Consider the following 15,410-nt stretch of genomic DNA (forward strand, 5'->3'; position numbering starts at 1 on the left):
CATATCGAGTCTTATCGGTGCGCCGTGGCACCGATCGCCGATTACGCGTAGATGTTGCGCGGGCGCATATCCTCGGGCAGTCCCTCGAGCAGCGTCGCCACAGAGCCTTCTTCGAATACCGAACGAATGCCGGCGGCCAGCAGCGGCGCCACGGACAGCACCGTCATGTTCGGCAGGCGCTTGGATTCGGGGATTGGCACCGTATCCATGAACACTATTTCCTTGGCGCCGCACTTCTGCAGGCGCTCTACAGCCGGGCCGGAGAGCAGGCCGTGCGTGGCCACCAGAGTGACCGACTTTGCGCCGGATTCGTTCAGCGTGCGTACCGCTTCGCAGATGGTGCCGGCGGTATCGACCATGTCGTCGATCACCACGCAATCGCGGTCGTGCACGTCACCGATGATGCCATGTGCCTCGGCGTGGTTCGGTCGGGTGATGTCGCGCTGCTTATGGATGAAGGCGAGCGGCAGATTGCCGAGTTTTGCAGCCCACTGTTCGGACACCTTGATACGGCCCGCATCCGGGGAGACGATGGTCGCATTGCTCAGGTCGATGGCGGAGCGCACATAATCGAGCAGTACCGGCATGGCGGTCAGATGGTCGACCGGGCCGTCGAAGAATCCCTGTTCCTGTGCGGCATGCAGGTCGACGGTCATGATGCGGTCGGCGCCGGCGGTGCGGAAGAGGTCGAAGATCAGGCGGGCGGTGATGGGCTCGCGGCCGCGATGCTTCTTGTCCTGGCGCGAATAGCCGAGGAATGGCGCGACCACGGTGATCGACCGGGCGGAAGCGCGTTTCAGCGCGTCGATCATGATGAGCTGTTCCATGATCCACTTGTTGATATCGCCTGAGTGGCACTGCAGAACAAACACATCCGCGCCGCGCACCGGCTCGGAGAAGCGCACGTACATCTCGCCGTTGGCGAAGTCGTATGCAGTGGTATCGAGAATCGTGGTGTCCAAGCATTCGGCCACCTTCTCAGCCAGCTCGGGGTAGGCGCGGCCCGTGACCAGAACGAGTCGTTTATCCGGAGTGCCTTCAAGAATCGCCGACATGCCTTCGCATCCTTTTGTCTTGTAGTGAATTTCAGCCTCATCCAGTGTACAAGCACCCCTGAGCGCGCAGGGCCGCGATGTGGCGAATGTGTTGAGAGGTTGTGCGTTGAGAGCGAATCGCCGCCTGTCTTGCCGTGGCCGTACCATGTACAAGTTGCCCGAAAGAGGTGCGTGCATGCGTGCCTTGAGGGCGCAAGCGTATACACACTCCTGCCGCGGAACGTCCGCGGCCGAATAGTCCGAAGGAGGTGGGTGATGTCTGCGCATAAGTACGAACTGATGTTCATCGCCGATCCTGAGCTGGATGAGCGCGGTCTGAAGAAGCTGACCGAGCAGTATCTGGAGCTCATCACCAAGGAAGGCGGTTCTTACGATGAGCCCGATTACTGGGGCCGTCGCAAGCTCGCCTATGAGATTGCCGGTAAGACCGAAGGCAACTATGTCGTCGTGAGGTACACCGCCGAGCCCGCTCTCAGCGCCGAGCTCGATCGTGTGCTGAACCTCAACGAATCCGTGGTCCGTACGAAGATCCTTCGTAAGGACGCCTGAGTTTAGCGTGTAGTCAGCTGTTCTAGCTGGTAAATCAAGAAGGCAAAGCATGGCAGGCGAAACCGTTATCACCGTGGTCGGCAACCTCACCCGTGATCCTGAGCTGCGTACGATCGGCAACGGATCGACGGTGGTGAACTTCACCATCGCCGCGTCCACTCGCACGTACAACCGCAATACGAATCAGTGGGAGGATGGCGACACGCTGTTCATGAACTGCTCGGCATGGGATGGCCGCGCTTCGTCGCTGGCCTCCAACATCGCCGGCAGCCTGTCCAAGGGCATGCGTGTGATCGCGCAGGGTCGTCTGACCCAGCGCTCATATCAGGCTCAGGATGGCAGCCAGCGTACGGTTGTCGAGTTGCGTGTCGATGAGATCGGCCCCGCGCTGTCGCGTGCCACCGCTCAGGTGACCCGTCAGACCAGCCAGGGTGGATTCCAGGGTCGTTCCGGTGGATTCCAGGGCGGTCAGGGCGCCGCGCAAGGCGGTGGCTATGGCAACCAGGGTGGTCAGGGTGCCCCGAATGGCGGGTACAACGGTGGCCAGTCCGGTTACGGACAGGGTGGCCAAAGCGGCTACAGCGGTGGCTATCAAGGTGGTGCTGGGTACACCCAGCAGCCGGCCCAGTCCGCACCTGCTTCTGCCCCTGCAGTGGATCCATGGAGCTCCGGTTCTTCGCAGTCCGGCAGCTTCTCGACGTTCGGCGCTTCCTCCGATTTCGGAGGCGACGATTCCGAGCCGGAATTCTGATTTCCGCTTCCCTGCACAACTGGACTGCCCGTGCGGATTCTGCACGACGGTCCGACAAGGTCTGACGCAGGCCGAGCATAGTCTGCGCCGCATAAGTACCGTTGACAACGGTACTGGTGGCCATATTGCATAACTGCATAACCAGCTGAACAGCAGCAATCAAATCATAGATTTTTAAGGAGAACATCATGTCCCGTAAGAGGCCGCAACCGCCGGTCAAGCCGTTCAAGAAGAAGCCGAATCCGCTGAAGGCTGCCAAGATTTCCGAGATCGATTACAAGGACGTCGCGCTGCTGCGCAAGTTCATTTCCGATCGCGGCAAGATCCGTTCCCGTCGCATCACCGGTGTGACCGTCCAGGAGCAGCGCGAGCTCGCCAAGGCTATCAAGAACGCCCGCGAGATGGCTCTGCTGCCGTACGCCACTTCCGGTCGCTGAGTTAGGAAGGCTTTGAACAATGGCTGAAACTAAGGTTATTCTCACCAAGACCGTGGCTCACCTGGGTCACCCGGGCGACGTCGTCAGCGTGAAGGCCGGCTACGCTCGCAACTTCCTGTTCCCGCAGAAGCTGGCGTTCGCTTGGACCAAGGGCGCTGAGGCTCAGATCACCGCTATGAAGCGCGCTCGTCTGGCCAAGGCCGTCGCCACCCGTGAGGACGCTGTGGCTGCCAAGGCTGCCATCGAGGGCACTACCGTCGAGATCGCCGCCAAGGTTTCCGAGTCCGGCAAGCTGTTCGGTGGCATCTCCAACGAGGCCATCGCGATTGCTCTGTCCGACAAGGCTTCGGTGAACCCGAAGGCCATCGAGGTCGAGACCATCAAGACCACCGGCGATTTCCCCGCCAAGGTGGCCCTCCACCCGGAGATCACCGCTTCCTTCTTCGTGAAGGTCGTGGCCGAGTGAACCATTCCGGCGTCACGCTGGAATCTTTCAGGCTAAGAGTCTGAGCTTAAGCATCGAAAGCCCCGTACCTGCGCGTATCGCGCGGTGTGGGGCTTTCTTTTTTGGGCGGCATGCATGTAGTATGCGCCAGAATGTGACAGCAGAGGTCGACGAGCTGCACCGACGAGCTGCACCGACGAGCTGCGTCGCATCGCCGATCTGCAGGGAACGCGCGTATATATATATGTGATGATTGTGTGAAGTCGTTGAATTGACGGGTATGACGTGAAGTGCTCGGAATGCCTGTGGGCGTCGGACGGTATTTTCAAATCGTTGGAATTACAGGCGACACGCCGTAGGTTGCATCTGATTAGAATCCGAGTATATTTATCACCTGTTGCAAGGAACACTTCAACATCTAACCAAGCCCCTGTAGCTCAGTTGGTTAGAGCAGCTGACTCTTAATCAGCGTGTCCAGGGTTCGAATCCTGCGGGGGCACAGACAAGCCGGAATCGAAAGATTCCGGCTTTTTTTGTTATTGCATCGTCATGGCTTTCGCCCAATGATTTCGTCAGGGGGCGATGTGTACAATCGCCTCGTTTGCTTTCGCGTCCAGCGTAAACGTGTCGGTGGATCCGCGAACGGATTTCAAATCATACCGAAGGCCGTGGGGTAGTTGTGCCTGCTTCACGGCAGAGAGAAAAGAAGAAGCAGTGGAATACTCCCTCTTTACCAAGTTGGCTGCCGAGTTCTTCGGCACCGCCATTCTGATGATTTTCGGCAATGGCTCTGTTGCCAATGTCGAGCTCAAGAACACCAAGGGCCACCATGCCGGTTGGCTGAATATCGCCATGGGCTATGGTTTTGGCGTGATGTTCCCGGTGCTGATGTTCGGCGCGGTGTCCGGTGCGCACATCAATCCGGCCATGACCATCGCCCAGGCCGTCAACGGCATGTTCCCATGGAATGAGGTGTTGCCGTACATCATCGCGCAGCTGCTCGGCGCCGCTCTGGGCCAGTTCATCGTCTATCTGACCTACTACCCGCACTACAAGGAGACCGAGGATGCCGATGCCATCTTCGCCACCTTCTGCACCACCGATGCGGACGACAAGAAGGTCAACTACTTCCTCAACGAGATGTTCGGTACGCTGGTGCTCGTTTTCGGCGCGCTGTGCTGCCTGATGGATCCGTGGGGCGAGAAGGATCCGGCCGCTGCGGCAATCGTCGTCGGCTTCATCGTGTGGGGTCTTGTGACCTCCATGGGCGGTCCGACCGGCCCCGGCCTGAACCCGGCCCGTGACTTGATGCCGCGAGTGTTGCATGCCATCCTGCCGATCCCGAGCAAGGGCTCTTCCCGCTGGAACGAGGCCTGGATTCCGGTGGTGGCTCCAATCGTGGGCGCAATCGTCGGCGCGTGGCTGTTCGTGGTCTTCTTCAACTGACAGTTGTTTCGGACGGCTGTTGGGACAGTTGTTCATAGTTGTTTCGGACAACTGTTGGGACAGTTGTTCATAGTTGTTCAAACGGCTGCTCACATGTAAGAGGGCTCCAACCCGTTCACACGGGATGGAGCCCTCTTGTGGTATTGAACCTCTATTGAATCCTTATTGAGCCTCTTGCGGTCTTGAGCCACTTCTTGAAGCTCTTCCGGTGCGGAAGAAGAAGTTACTTCTCTAGGAAGATCTGCGGGGCCTTGTCGAAGTTCTTGGCGCAGTGCTCGCCGCAGAAGTAGTAGGTTGTGCCGTCGTACTCGCGCGTGATGGCGTCGGCGTTCACCGCCACAGTCATGCCGCATACGGGATCGGTGGCGGTCTCGCCCTCGGTCGGGGCGGCGTGATGCATGTGCATGTTCATATCCATTGGATTCTCCTTGATGGTGTGTTCTGTATGGTGTGTCGGTTCGGACAAGTGTGTGAATTCGGTATGGCTGTCAATGATGATAGTGGGCTCCTGGTTGCCGGGTTTGAAGCCATTCGCAACGGAGGATGCTGTTGGCTTTGAATCGTCTGTGCTTCTATTGGCGGGATTCTCGGTAATAGAAGCCATATGAAGCCGGTTTGCGTTCAGCACCAGGCAGACGGAGCTCAAAGCCATGGCCAAGCCTGCAATCATCGGACTCAACAGCCATCCAGTGAACGGGTATAGTATGCCCGCCGCAATCGGAATACCGATGAGGTTGTATCCAAAAGCCCATCCCAGATTCTCGCGAATGTTGCGCATCGTGGCTTCGGAGAGATTGATGGTTTTCAGTACGCCTCTCAGGTCTCCGCTCATCAGGGTCACGTCAGCCGACTGCATGGCCACGTCTGTGCCGGTGCCGATGGCGATGCCAAGATCAGCCTGGGCCAGTGCCGGTGCGTCGTTGATGCCATCGCCGACCATGGCGATCAGATTGGACTCCGCTTTCTTTTGAACTGTGGTGGCGCTGTTACTGGAAGTAGTTGCGCCATGATGCTCGGTTGTGGAGTGTGCGTTGTCGCGTTCCATCTGCAGCTGTTTGATCCAATGGGCTTTGCCATCAGGCTTGACCTCGCAGATCACGGTATCGATTCCGACCTCGCGTGCGATACGGCTGGCTACGTCGGCTTTGTCGCCGGACAGCATCACCGTACGAATGCCGCGCGCGCGTAATGCCGCAATCGCTTCGGCTGAACCGTCTTTGATGGTGTCCTGCTCGTAGCTTGGCTTGTTCCAATCGGCGTCGGCATCGACTACGCCGCGTGTGATGGTGCCGGTTTTGTCGAAGACCACAGTGCCGATGCGGCGTGCCTGTTCCAAAGCTTTGGCGGACGTGACCAGAACGCCATTGGTGGCGCCCAGGCCAAGAGCCACGGTAACGGAAAGAGGCGTCGCCAAACCCAGTGCACACGGGCAAGCGATAATGAGGACGCTGACTGCCGTAACCAGCGCATGGGCCAGCTGCGGGCTTGGCCCCACGGAGATCCAAATTGCAAACGTCCAAATCGCGATAATCATCACCGCTGGCACGAAATACCGTGCGATACGGTCTGCCATCTGCTGAACCGGAGCCTTGGTGGCCTGTGCGCGTGCAACCATCGCGGTGATCTGCGAAAGCACGGTATCGGCACCCACCTGCGTGGCACGCATGACGCAGTCGCCTTTCATGACTACGGTGGCACCGGTAAGCAAAGCGCCGGTTGTTTTTGCGACGGGTTTGGATTCGCCGGTGATCATCGATTCGTCTACCATGACTTCGCCGGCCACGATAGTGCCGTCCGTCGGTATGCGTTCACCGTTACGTACCACCAGCAAGTCGCCGATGGCTATTGCGTCGGAACTGATATCGGTGCTGTTCTCGGGGATGAGCCACTGGGCGGCCGCACTGTTACTGAAGTCAATGCCGTCATGGAGCTTGTGGGCGACACGTGGACGCAGACGAATCAGCGATTGCACGGCCTTTCCGGTGCCTTCGCGGGCTTTGTTCTCCAGCAGCCGACCGAGGAGCACCAAGGTGATGACCACTCCGACGGATTCGAAATACGGTTCACGTGACCCTTCAGGGAAGACCCACGGAGCAATGCATGTGACCAGGCTGTATACGTACGCGGCGCTGGTGCCCAAGGACACCAGCGAGTTCATGTCTGGTGAGCGATGCGCCAAGGCTGGGAAACCGACACTATGGATCGGGTGTCCGCAATAAAACATCACTGGAGTGATCAATATGGCCTGCAGCCAAGGGTTCACCATCCAATGCGGTACCAATTCCGGGTCAGCCATATGCAACATCGTGGTGGCGAAGACGGGAATGGTCAGTATCGCGCCCACGATGACCAGTTTGGTGAAGGACTTGATTTCGTTGCGTCGCTCCTGGGACTCGCGCTGTTCTGCGGATGCGGCGTCGTTGGGCGTGTTGGATGCCGCGGTGGACTGGAGGCTTGCGAGCGTGACGTCCGATTCGCCTTCCACGTGCAACGATCCGTGCACCATGTTCATGCCGCAGGCGAATGGATAGTCTCCGGCAGGCAGTGCCGGAAGTTGCACGTCTGTGCGGGTGTTCCCCGGAAGCATGGCGTCAAGTCCCAGATCGCCGAACACCACATGCGAGGTGCATTCGCCGGTTTCTTGGCGGTCGAAGGTCAGGTTGATGGGCATGCCGGCTTTCATGTTCACCACAGAAGGAGAGTATCCGCCTTTGACGGTAATCGTCGCGTGCTGCTTGCCGTCGGTGACGATGCCTGTTTCACCCTGCTGCGCGGCAAAGAAAAACCGCAGGGTCGCCCAAGTTGCAGCGGCTGCAACCAGCAGGGCGGCCACCAACGCAAAAATGTTGAACCCCATGTTCGTTCCTCCTGCTCCTGTCTTACTCAGCTCACATTGTATACCCAATACCCCTATAAGGTATATAATCGGATGTGTTCAGCTGACGGGGAAAGAAAGGGCGGAAGACATGCGTGGGTATAGCGGTGACAAAGCAAAGATCGTGGCCCGTCTTCGCCGTGTCGAGGGACAGGTGCGCGCGATTGAGCAGATGGTGGAAGACGACAAATACTGCATTGACATCCTTACGCAAATCTCTGCGTCGAATTCCGCGCTGAAGTCTGTGGCGCTGCTGCTGCTGGACGATCATCTCAGCCATTGCGTGCGCCAGGCCTCCGTCGAAGGCGGTGTTGTGGCCGAGGAGAAAATGGCAGAGGCGTCCCAGGCCATTGCGCGTCTTGTGAAGTCGTAGCATCGTTTCCGCTCCTTTGCCGTCGGGGTGCATGTGGTTCCTGTGGTTCCATTGTGCACGCAGATTTTTGGTAGGGAAAAAATTTTCCCTGTCTGAAAAGCGATGCAATACTGGAAGCATGTTTGAACAAACGGGAAACGTGATTCTGGTAATCGCGGTATTGGTGATTGGTGCAGGGCTTGGACTCCTTGCAGGTTTCGTGTTCGGCCGCCACAAAGGTCAAGAAATGGCTCGTGGCGTCAAAACGCAGGAGCTGGAGGAGTCCAGGGCTCTGCTGCAGGCCGCCCGCAATGAGGCGGCTGATTTGCGCTCCGCCAATGCTGCAGCGCAGGCACAGATTGAGGGACTCAATCAGCAGCTTGCTTTTGTGAAGTCGCAGTTGACGCAGGCCCAGCAGGCGGAGCAGATCCGAATCCAGCGTGAGCGTGAGCGTGCCGCCGCTGAGGTCGAAGAACGCCGTCGAGCCGAGGCCAAGGCTGCTGAAGAAAAGCGTCTGGCGGCTCTCGAGGCAGCCGAGGTCAAACGGCGTGAGCAAGAGGCTCGGCTCAAAGAGCAGAGCAAGGTGCTGGAGGCGTTGGCTCCAGTGGCCAAGAACCTCGATGCGTTGCAGACCAAGGTCACGCAGATTGAGGAAGGTCGTAAACAGGAGATGGGCGCGCTGGGCGTTCAGCTCAAAGGGCTCAACGAACAGCAGGCTCGTCTGGATAAGGAGACCAGTTCCCTGTCTGCTGCGCTGCGGAACAACAAAGTGCGCGGCGCTTGGGGCGAGGCGCAGCTGAAGAACATCGTGGAATCGGCAGGCCTGCTTGAGCATGTGGATTTCGATACTCAGGTCGTGGTCACCGGTGCTGATGGACGTACGCTGCGCCCGGATATGATCGTGCATTTGCCTGGCGGCAAAACCATTCCCATCGACGCGAAAGTGCCATATGCCGATTATCAAAGGGCTTGCGAGATTCCTGAGACGGCGGGGCCGGAAGATCTGGCCCGGCGCAACGATTTGCTGCGGTCACATGCCAAGGCGTTGCGTGAGCATGTGCGTGCGTTGGGGGAGAAGGCCTACTGGAATGCCTTTGATGTCGCCCCGGATTTTGTGGTGGCGTTCATCCCGAATGAGGCGTTGCTGCAGGCGGCTCTTGAAGCCGATCCCACGCTGATGGATGATGCGTTCTCACGTAAGGTTGCATTGACATCGCCGGTCACGCTTTGGGCGGTGCTGAAATCCGTGGCCTATGCGTGGCAGCAGCAGTCCTTGACCGATGACGCGAAGCAACTGTTCGATCTGTCCCGCGAATTGTATGAGCGTTTCGCTGTGCTGGGAGATTACGCCATCAAACTGGGTTCGCAGATTACCAAGACCGTCAATGCATATAACAAGTTTGCGTCCAGTCTGGAACGTCGGGTACTGCCCACGGCTCGTAAACTGCAGAAGCTCGAACCCACCAAGGTGATTGAAGAGACGCCTCTTATCGATTCGGACAAGGGGAATGTGGCCGAGCTATCGGCCCCCGAAGTGGTTCCGTCTGATGATGAATCCGATGGGACAGCGCAGCGTATGACCGTAGCATGAGGGAAGCAGCTTAAACGAGCTGGTGTAGGTTCCATGGAATCAACGCCGACCATCGTGACTGAGCACGGGAGGCGGATGCTGACCGCCGCAAGAGATAGGCTTGCACTATGACTGAATCAGGATTCCGCCCTACCGGCACGCCGGATCTTGCCGGTGTGACGAACAATGCCGACTTCTCACGATTGGAACCGCGTGAGCTGCTCGCCACCTTGCTGAAGCAGCATGTGGTGGGACGTCCCTTCTCCGAGCTGTCGGCAGTGACGTTCGATCATCATGCGGCACCCGTCATGGGACATGTGCTCATCGATGCGCTTGAAGATGCCGGATATTCGGTTGATGATTTCGATGCGGTCGGCGCTTTGACTGCCGCGGCAGTGCCTATGGTATCCGCCATGATTCAGGCGGCGGCATCACGAGGCGAGGATCTGGACGGGTTCGTAATGGACTTCGTCTACCCGTCCATCAAGGGACCGTCTATTGAAGGCCGTCGCGTGGTCCTTCTGGATGCCTGGTTGTCCGAGAAATCATATGTGCAGACCAGCTCGCTGGTCACGTTGCGCAACGGCAATGAGCTCGGCCTTGATTTCGGCATCATCGACCAACTGGGTGGCTCGGTGGTGGCCATCGCCTCACTCGTGGGCGGCGGGGCGAAGAGCATCAACGTCGTTAATCCGACTACCGGCGACAGCAAGGAATTGCCCTTCGTCCAGGTGTTCGACGAATCCGAACTTCGCTGACCATGCACGCGCCAAACCAGATTTCCCTAGCTGCCAAGGCATCCGGCGAGCCGGAATTCCGCGAAATCGGACTCGGACCGTGGTCTGAAACGCACCCCGGTGAGCCGCGGCCCGACAATCCCGCATCCCCGAACTACAGTCGCCACTTTGATACGGAACTTCTGAATGAAGGTGACCGGCGTAATGTGCTCGACCGATACCGCTATTGGTCCGTACAGGCCATCAAGGATGATCTGGATGCTCGCGGCCGTCATGATTTCGAAGTGGCGGTAGAGAACTGGACCCATGATTTCAATATCGGGTCCATGGTGCGTACGGCCAATGCTTTCCAAGCCGGGCGCGTGCATATCGTCGGTCCACACAAGTGGAATCGCAAAGGCGCGTTGATGACCGAGCTGTACCAGCATGTTGAGCATCATCCATCCATCGCCGAGCTGGTGGAATGCTGGCGCAATCGCATCGCCGGCGAAATCGCATACGAACGCGCGCGAGCCGCTGCTGCGGCAATTCATATCCACGAATCGGCAGGCTCAGTATCCGCGCTGTTGCAGTGTGAGACCGCGTCGGCAACTCCCGACGACAGTGTTGCGCATGACGAAACGCCATCGTTCCAATCATCCGCAATCGCAGATGCTTTCCGCGAAGGAGGCGCATCCGCGCAATCCGCCACACAATCCGCCACACAGAGAGCAATGTCCGAGCTGGCGGCCGCTGACAATCGCATCAAAGAACTCGAAGCTGCACGCATCATCGCACTCGACATCATTCCTGGAGCGGTGCCGATGGAGACCTACCGGTTGCCCAAGCGCTGCCTGCTGCTGTTCGGCGCGGAAGGACCGGGCCTGAGCCAAAAAGCCCTCGATCTGGCCGACGATGTGGTCTACATCTCCCAGTTCGGTTCGGTGCGTTCCATCAACGCAGGTGCTGCCGCGGCCGTGGCCATGCACGCATGGATCGCCCAGCATGCTGCTCCGGCATCCGTCTAATAGCGTGGTCTCTGAGCGCGGGCATTGATAGTATCTTGCAGACAACTCTGCAGAATCCAACAAGTTGAATAACTGGATTCCTTCAGTGGTCGCAATCCGGACTGATGCTCTTGTCATAGAATGCACTGGCATGGGTCAGTGGCCTCGCTGTTGCCCGGAAGCGAATATGAATAATGACTGGTGTCATACTGTGCAACCAACACCATCCAGCTGTACCGCACCGCATTGTCCCTCGCCGCACCGATTGCCCCACCCATTATCCTGATCCCATTGCCGCCGTGGCTTGAGGTATGCCTGCCGCCCGTAACTTATTGAGCAGTGGATTCATTGCCAGCGCATCTTCATAGGTGAATCGGACTATGGTGTCGACTCCGGCTCGGTAGAGTCCTGTTTCGCGCTCCTTCTCCGCATGAACCGCGCCGCGAATGCCTTTTCGGTTATTCATATCCGGATCGACATACTTGGCAAAGCCGTCGAATTCCCCCACGACAGTACGCCCAGTGGGCAACCGCCAGAGGTAATCCACTCGATACAAATCACCGGTTTGGGGGTCTATGATTTCCTGCTGCAGCTCAGGAACTGCGAGCCCTCCTTCGATGATCGTCCCCCGTCCAAGCGATTCGCCGCCGTTTTCACTTGCGGGGTTGGCGTAATGCAGCAAACGGAATAGTGGTGTGCAGTCGCGTCGCATGGTGCTGCAGATATTCAGGATGTCTGCAATGGTGGCTTCTTTGCGCAATGCCGAATCGATGACAGGCAACGCGAAGCGGAATTCGGTGGACAGTCCGCAATCCACCACGGTTCTGGCTTTGCTGGTGACAGGCAGCTCGCCGATACGCACCGGTGTGCAATCCGATGCGAATATGCGTTTCACATGCGTGGTGCTGGCATTATTCCCCTGTGTTGTCGCAGTGATGGTGACGGAGTCGGCATGAAGGTGCCATTGATGGTCAAAACCATGGATGGCCGCTGCGGTGATTCCGGCGAACACCCAATCCGGATGCTTGAGATGGAGGGTTCGTGCCCGATGCCTTGTACGTTCATCCGGGTGTAGCGAAGCCCAGTAGTCCGGTCTGGCATACATGTTGGGGAATACTCTTTCCAGCTCCTGAGCTTGTGCGCGACGGGCCAGAGCTGAGCGGTGGGCTTTGGTTGTTCCGTACGCGCAGCGCTGTTCTGATTCGGCCTGGGCGATGAGAGTGGCCACTTCCTTGTGATGTTTCATGGTTCGACGGTATATCTGCGGTCGAGGTGGTGTCTATGTGTTTCAGACAATGTGGTCCGAGCTCCAGCTGATGAACGCGCGATGGTGGTTTCCCGCATGATTCCGCCAAATTGTACTGATATGGGTTCGTTGCCGGAACGGGGGATGTGGATAACTGGCTAGAGCTTGACGAAGTGTATGCGTTCATTCGTTCGATTGGATTGCAGCCGTGGCCGTGTCTGGAGGTCATGCCTGTTATTTGCATGGCGTAGATGGCAGGTGCGAATCATCGGTTGGGCCGAGGTTTTGCTTCGCTGAGAAGCTGTGAGTGGGGTGGATTAGCGGTTGGGCCGTGGTTTTGCTTTGCTGGGACGCTGTGAGCGGGGTGGATTATGGGTTTGGCCGAGAATATGCCTCGCTGGGACGCTGTGAGCGGGGTGGATTATGGGTTGGGCCGAGGATTTGCCCCGTTGACGGGCGGTGAGTGGGGTGTTTCCTCGGTTGAGTCGTGAATCTGCTTCGCTGGTGAGTGGTAGGAGGGGCGTTTCCTTGACGCGGCCGAGGTTTTGCCTCGCTGGGGTGCTTTTAATGAGGCAGTTGCTCTATTGGGCCGAGAATATGCCTCGCTGAGAGGCTGTGAGTGGGCGGATCGGCGGTTGGGGCGAGGATTTGCTTCTCTGGGGAGCTGTGAGTGGGGCGGATTATGGGTTGGGGCGAGGTTTGCTTCGGTGGTGGGCGGTGAGTGGGGTGGCTTGTGGGCTGGGCCGAGGTTTTGCCCCGGTAAGAGGCCGTTTTGAGGCCGTCAGGGGGCATCTGAGGCCGTCGGGGGCGTCTGAGGTCGGGGCAGGGGCGTCCAGCGGGGTGGAGTGCAGATTGGGCCGAGGATTTGCCCCGGTGAGAGAGCGGCAACGGGTTGCAGAGGGACGCATGAACGCATGAACGCATGAACGCATGAACACATGATGCGGCCTGGTTGTTGTGCATTTCCTTTCGCTTGATAGAAGATGACCGAATGAAGTGCGATGGAAGTCCGCTGAAGTGGCAATGGAAGTCCGACAGACGAAATGCGTATCTTCCTGATGGCCGCGTGTCACAAACCGCTCGTATAGTTGGGCGCATGCCAACATTTTCACGCGAAGAAATCGTGCATTTGGGCGATTTGGCCCGAATCGCGCTCACCGATGAGGAAATCACCCGTCTGCAGGGCGAGCTGAACGTCATTGCAGACTCCATCAACAAGGTTCAGGAGGTTGCCTCCGACGACGTCGAGCCCACCGCCAACCCGGTTCCGCTTGAGGCCTATCTGCGCCCGGACGTGGCCGAAACCCCGCTGACGCAGGAAGAGGCTCTTGCCGGTGGCCCGAAGACCGAGGCCGGCATGTTCGTGGCGCCGCGAATCCTGGGAAGCGAGGAGTGAACCTGATGAGCACCGTAACCAACGAAACCGCAAATCTCGTCAAGCTGTCCGCCGCCGAGCAGGCCGCCGCCGTCAAGAAAGGCGATGTGACCTCCCGCGAGCTCGTCGAAGCCCATCTCAAGGTGATCGAGGCCGCCGAACCGTCCATCAAGGCGTTCCTGAAGGTCTCCGCTGACGTGGCCCTCGAACAGGCTGACGCTTTCGACGCCAAGACCGCCGAAGAGAAGGCCGAACTGCCTGAACTCGCCGGCGTGCCGATCGCCATCAAGGACATGATCGTCACCAAGGGCATCGAGACCACCGCCGCATCCAAGATCCTCGAAGGCTGGGTGCCGCCGTATGACGCCACCGTCATCGAGAAGCTCAAGGCTGCTGGCATGCCGATCCTCGGCAAGACCAACCTGGACGAGTTCGCACAGGGTTCCTCCACCGAGCACTCCGCCTACCAGACCACCCACAATCCGTGGGATACCGAGCGCGTGCCGGGTGGTTCCGGCGGTGGCTCCGCTTCCGCGGTCGCCGCGTTCGAGGCCCCGCTGGCCCTCGGCACCGACACCGGTGGCTCCATTCGTCAGCCCGGTGCCCTGACCGGCACCGTGGGCGTCAAGCCCACCTACGGCGGCGTCTCCCGCTTCGGCGCCATCGCCATGGCTTCCTCGCTCGACCAGATCGGCCCGGTCTCCCGCACCGTGCTTGACTCCGCCCTGCTGCAGGAAGTCATCGGCGGCCATGACCGCCGTGACTCCACGTCCATCCCCGAGGGCCCGCGTCCGATGGTTGCCGCCGCCCGTGAGGGTGCCAAGCGCGACCTCAAGGGTTTGAAGGTCGGTCTGATCAAGGAACTCGGCGGCGACGGCTTCCAGCCCGGCGTCGAGGCTCGATTCAACGAGGCCGTGGATAAGCTCAAGGAGATGGGTGCCGAGGTCGTCGAGGTTTCCTGCCCGCATATCGGCTACTCTCTGGGCGCCTACTACATCATCATGCCGTCCGAGGTGAGCTCCAACCTGGCCCGATACGATGGCATGCGCTACGGCCTGCGCGTCATGCCGCCGGCCGGCGTGCCGCAGACTGCTGCCAACATGATGGCCTACACCCGTGAGGCCGGCTTTGGCGACGAGGTCAAGCGCCGCATCATCCTCGGCACCTACGCCCTGTCCGCCGGCTACTACGACGCCTGGTATGGCTCGGCCCAGAAGGTCCGTACGCTGATCATCCAGGACTTCAAGAAGGCCTTCGAACAGGCCGATGTTCTGGTCTCTCCGACCTCTCCGTCGACCGCCTTCAAGTTCGGCGAGAAGATGGACGATCCGCTGGCCATGTACATGAACGACATCGCCACCATCCCGGCCAACCTCGCCGGTGTTCCGGCCATGTCCATCCCGGCCGGCCTGTCGGACGACGGCCTGCCCGTGGGCTTCCAGTTCATCGCCCCGCAGCAGCGCGACGAAGTGATGTACAAGCCCGCTGCCGCACTGGAGGCCGCGCTTGAGGATGACTGGAATGGTCCGATTTGGAAGGACCTCAAGGCTCCGTGGCTTGACGGCTTGGACAAGTGAGAAGCATCG

At 59.0% G+C, this 15,410-nt stretch carries 12 protein-coding genes, 1 tRNA gene and 4 pseudogenes; 13 read left to right on the forward strand and 4 right to left on the reverse strand.

Translation table 11 applies throughout. The features are described from left to right. Positions 1–41: 41 nt before the first annotated feature. Positions 42–1,055 carry a ribose-phosphate diphosphokinase gene (locus BREU_RS00560; protein ID WP_044089345.1) on the reverse strand — a complete coding sequence of 338 codons (1,014 nt, stop codon included), beginning with the start codon at positions 1,053–1,055 and terminating at the stop codon, positions 42–44. A gap of 255 nt (positions 1,056–1,310) precedes the next feature. Between BREU_RS00560 and rpsF the strand changes: the two genes are divergently transcribed. The 6 genes from rpsF (at position 1,311) to BREU_RS00590 (ending at position 4,683) form a co-directional block, all read left to right on the forward strand. Then, the gene (gene rpsF / locus BREU_RS00565) at positions 1,311–1,604 is read left to right on the forward strand and encodes a 30S ribosomal protein S6 (protein ID WP_044089346.1); all 294 of its coding nucleotides are present in this window, start codon (positions 1,311–1,313) and stop codon (positions 1,602–1,604) included. 49 nt (positions 1,605–1,653) lie between these two features. Continuing rightward, entirely contained in the window at positions 1,654–2,355 is a 702-nt protein-coding gene (locus tag BREU_RS00570) for a single-stranded DNA-binding protein (RefSeq protein WP_044089347.1), read from the forward strand. Between the two features lie 188 nt (positions 2,356–2,543). Then, on the forward strand, positions 2,544–2,792 hold the full coding sequence (gene rpsR / locus BREU_RS00575) for a 30S ribosomal protein S18 (RefSeq protein WP_044089348.1): 249 nt from the start codon (positions 2,544–2,546) through the stop codon (positions 2,790–2,792). 19 nt (positions 2,793–2,811) lie between these two features. Continuing rightward, positions 2,812–3,258: a 50S ribosomal protein L9 gene (gene rplI / locus BREU_RS00580; RefSeq protein WP_044089349.1), complete on the forward strand. Its 447-nt coding sequence runs from the start codon at positions 2,812–2,814 to the stop codon at positions 3,256–3,258. Positions 3,259–3,663: 405 nt separating this feature from the next. Beyond that, positions 3,664–3,736, forward strand: a tRNA-Lys gene (locus tag BREU_RS00585). Between the two features lie 215 nt (positions 3,737–3,951). After that, entirely contained in the window at positions 3,952–4,683 is a 732-nt protein-coding gene (locus BREU_RS00590) for an MIP/aquaporin family protein (protein WP_044089350.1), read from the forward strand. A 223-nt stretch (positions 4,684–4,906) separates the two neighbouring features. On the opposite strand, the pseudogene BREU_RS12610 reads toward BREU_RS00590, so the two are convergent. Beyond that, positions 4,907–5,194, reverse strand: a pseudogene (locus BREU_RS12610) (YHS domain-containing protein); the annotation flags it as partial. Between the two features lie 81 nt (positions 5,195–5,275). After that, a pseudogene (locus BREU_RS00595) lies at positions 5,276–7,540 on the reverse strand (HAD-IC family P-type ATPase); the annotation flags it as partial. A gap of 109 nt (positions 7,541–7,649) precedes the next feature. Here BREU_RS00595 and BREU_RS00600 point away from each other — a divergent pair. The 5 genes and pseudogenes from BREU_RS00600 to BREU_RS12620 all read left to right on the forward strand — a co-directional run. Beyond that, positions 7,650–7,931 carry a metal-sensitive transcriptional regulator gene (locus tag BREU_RS00600; protein WP_044089352.1) on the forward strand — a complete coding sequence of 94 codons (282 nt, stop codon included), beginning with the start codon at positions 7,650–7,652 and terminating at the stop codon, positions 7,929–7,931. A gap of 118 nt (positions 7,932–8,049) precedes the next feature. Next, the gene (locus tag BREU_RS00605; protein WP_044089353.1) at positions 8,050–9,501 is read left to right on the forward strand and encodes a DNA recombination protein RmuC; all 1,452 of its coding nucleotides are present in this window, start codon (positions 8,050–8,052) and stop codon (positions 9,499–9,501) included. A gap of 107 nt (positions 9,502–9,608) precedes the next feature. Continuing rightward, positions 9,609–10,238 carry an orotate phosphoribosyltransferase gene (locus BREU_RS00610; RefSeq protein WP_044089354.1) on the forward strand — a complete coding sequence of 210 codons (630 nt, stop codon included), beginning with the start codon at positions 9,609–9,611 and terminating at the stop codon, positions 10,236–10,238. A gap of 2 nt (positions 10,239–10,240) precedes the next feature. Then, positions 10,241–10,760, forward strand: a pseudogene (locus BREU_RS12615) (RNA methyltransferase); the annotation flags it as partial. Positions 10,761–10,891: 131 nt separating this feature from the next. After that, positions 10,892–11,224 (forward strand): annotated as a pseudogene (locus tag BREU_RS12620) (TrmH family RNA methyltransferase); the annotation flags it as partial. Positions 11,225–11,480: 256 nt separating this feature from the next. Here the strand turns inward: BREU_RS12620 and BREU_RS00620 are convergent. Next, positions 11,481–12,449, reverse strand: a complete 969-nt coding sequence (locus BREU_RS00620) for a type IV toxin-antitoxin system AbiEi family antitoxin domain-containing protein (protein WP_044089356.1) — start codon at positions 12,447–12,449, stop codon at positions 11,481–11,483. A 1,096-nt stretch (positions 12,450–13,545) separates the two neighbouring features. Here BREU_RS00620 and gatC point away from each other — a divergent pair. Together gatC and gatA are read left to right on the forward strand one after the other, a co-directional pair. Further along, the gene (gatC, locus tag BREU_RS00625; protein ID WP_044089358.1) at positions 13,546–13,845 is read left to right on the forward strand and encodes an Asp-tRNA(Asn)/Glu-tRNA(Gln) amidotransferase subunit GatC; all 300 of its coding nucleotides are present in this window, start codon (positions 13,546–13,548) and stop codon (positions 13,843–13,845) included. 5 nt (positions 13,846–13,850) lie between these two features. After that, positions 13,851–15,401 (forward strand): Asp-tRNA(Asn)/Glu-tRNA(Gln) amidotransferase subunit GatA, encoded by a 1,551-nt coding sequence (gene gatA, locus BREU_RS00630; RefSeq protein WP_044089359.1) that lies wholly within the window; start codon positions 13,851–13,853, stop codon positions 15,399–15,401. Positions 15,402–15,410 lie beyond the last annotated feature (9 nt).

The organism is Bifidobacterium reuteri DSM 23975 (assembly GCF_000741695.1).
Classification (GTDB): Bacteria; Actinomycetota; Actinomycetes; order Actinomycetales; family Bifidobacteriaceae; genus Bifidobacterium; species Bifidobacterium reuteri.

Coding starts and splice junctions, on each gene's coding strand:
- BREU_RS00610 (WP_044089354.1), top strand. CDS start 9,609: ATGACTGAATCAGGATTCCGCCCTACCGGCACGCCGGATCTTGCCGGT.
- BREU_RS00570 (WP_044089347.1), top strand. CDS start 1,654: ATGGCAGGCGAAACCGTTATCACCGTGGTCGGCAACCTCACCCGTGAT.
- BREU_RS00600 (WP_044089352.1), top strand. CDS start 7,650: ATGCGTGGGTATAGCGGTGACAAAGCAAAGATCGTGGCCCGTCTTCGC.
- gatA (WP_044089359.1), top strand. CDS start 13,851: ATGAGCACCGTAACCAACGAAACCGCAAATCTCGTCAAGCTGTCCGCC.
- BREU_RS00605 (WP_044089353.1), top strand. CDS start 8,050: ATGTTTGAACAAACGGGAAACGTGATTCTGGTAATCGCGGTATTGGTG.
- gatC (WP_044089358.1), top strand. CDS start 13,546: ATGCCAACATTTTCACGCGAAGAAATCGTGCATTTGGGCGATTTGGCC.
- rpsF (WP_044089346.1), top strand. CDS start 1,311: ATGTCTGCGCATAAGTACGAACTGATGTTCATCGCCGATCCTGAGCTG.
- rplI (WP_044089349.1), top strand. CDS start 2,812: ATGGCTGAAACTAAGGTTATTCTCACCAAGACCGTGGCTCACCTGGGT.
- rpsR (WP_044089348.1), top strand. CDS start 2,544: ATGTCCCGTAAGAGGCCGCAACCGCCGGTCAAGCCGTTCAAGAAGAAG.
- BREU_RS00620 (WP_044089356.1), bottom strand. CDS start 12,449: ATGAAACATCACAAGGAAGTGGCCACTCTCATCGCCCAGGCCGAATCA.
- BREU_RS00560 (WP_044089345.1), bottom strand. CDS start 1,055: ATGTCGGCGATTCTTGAAGGCACTCCGGATAAACGACTCGTTCTGGTC.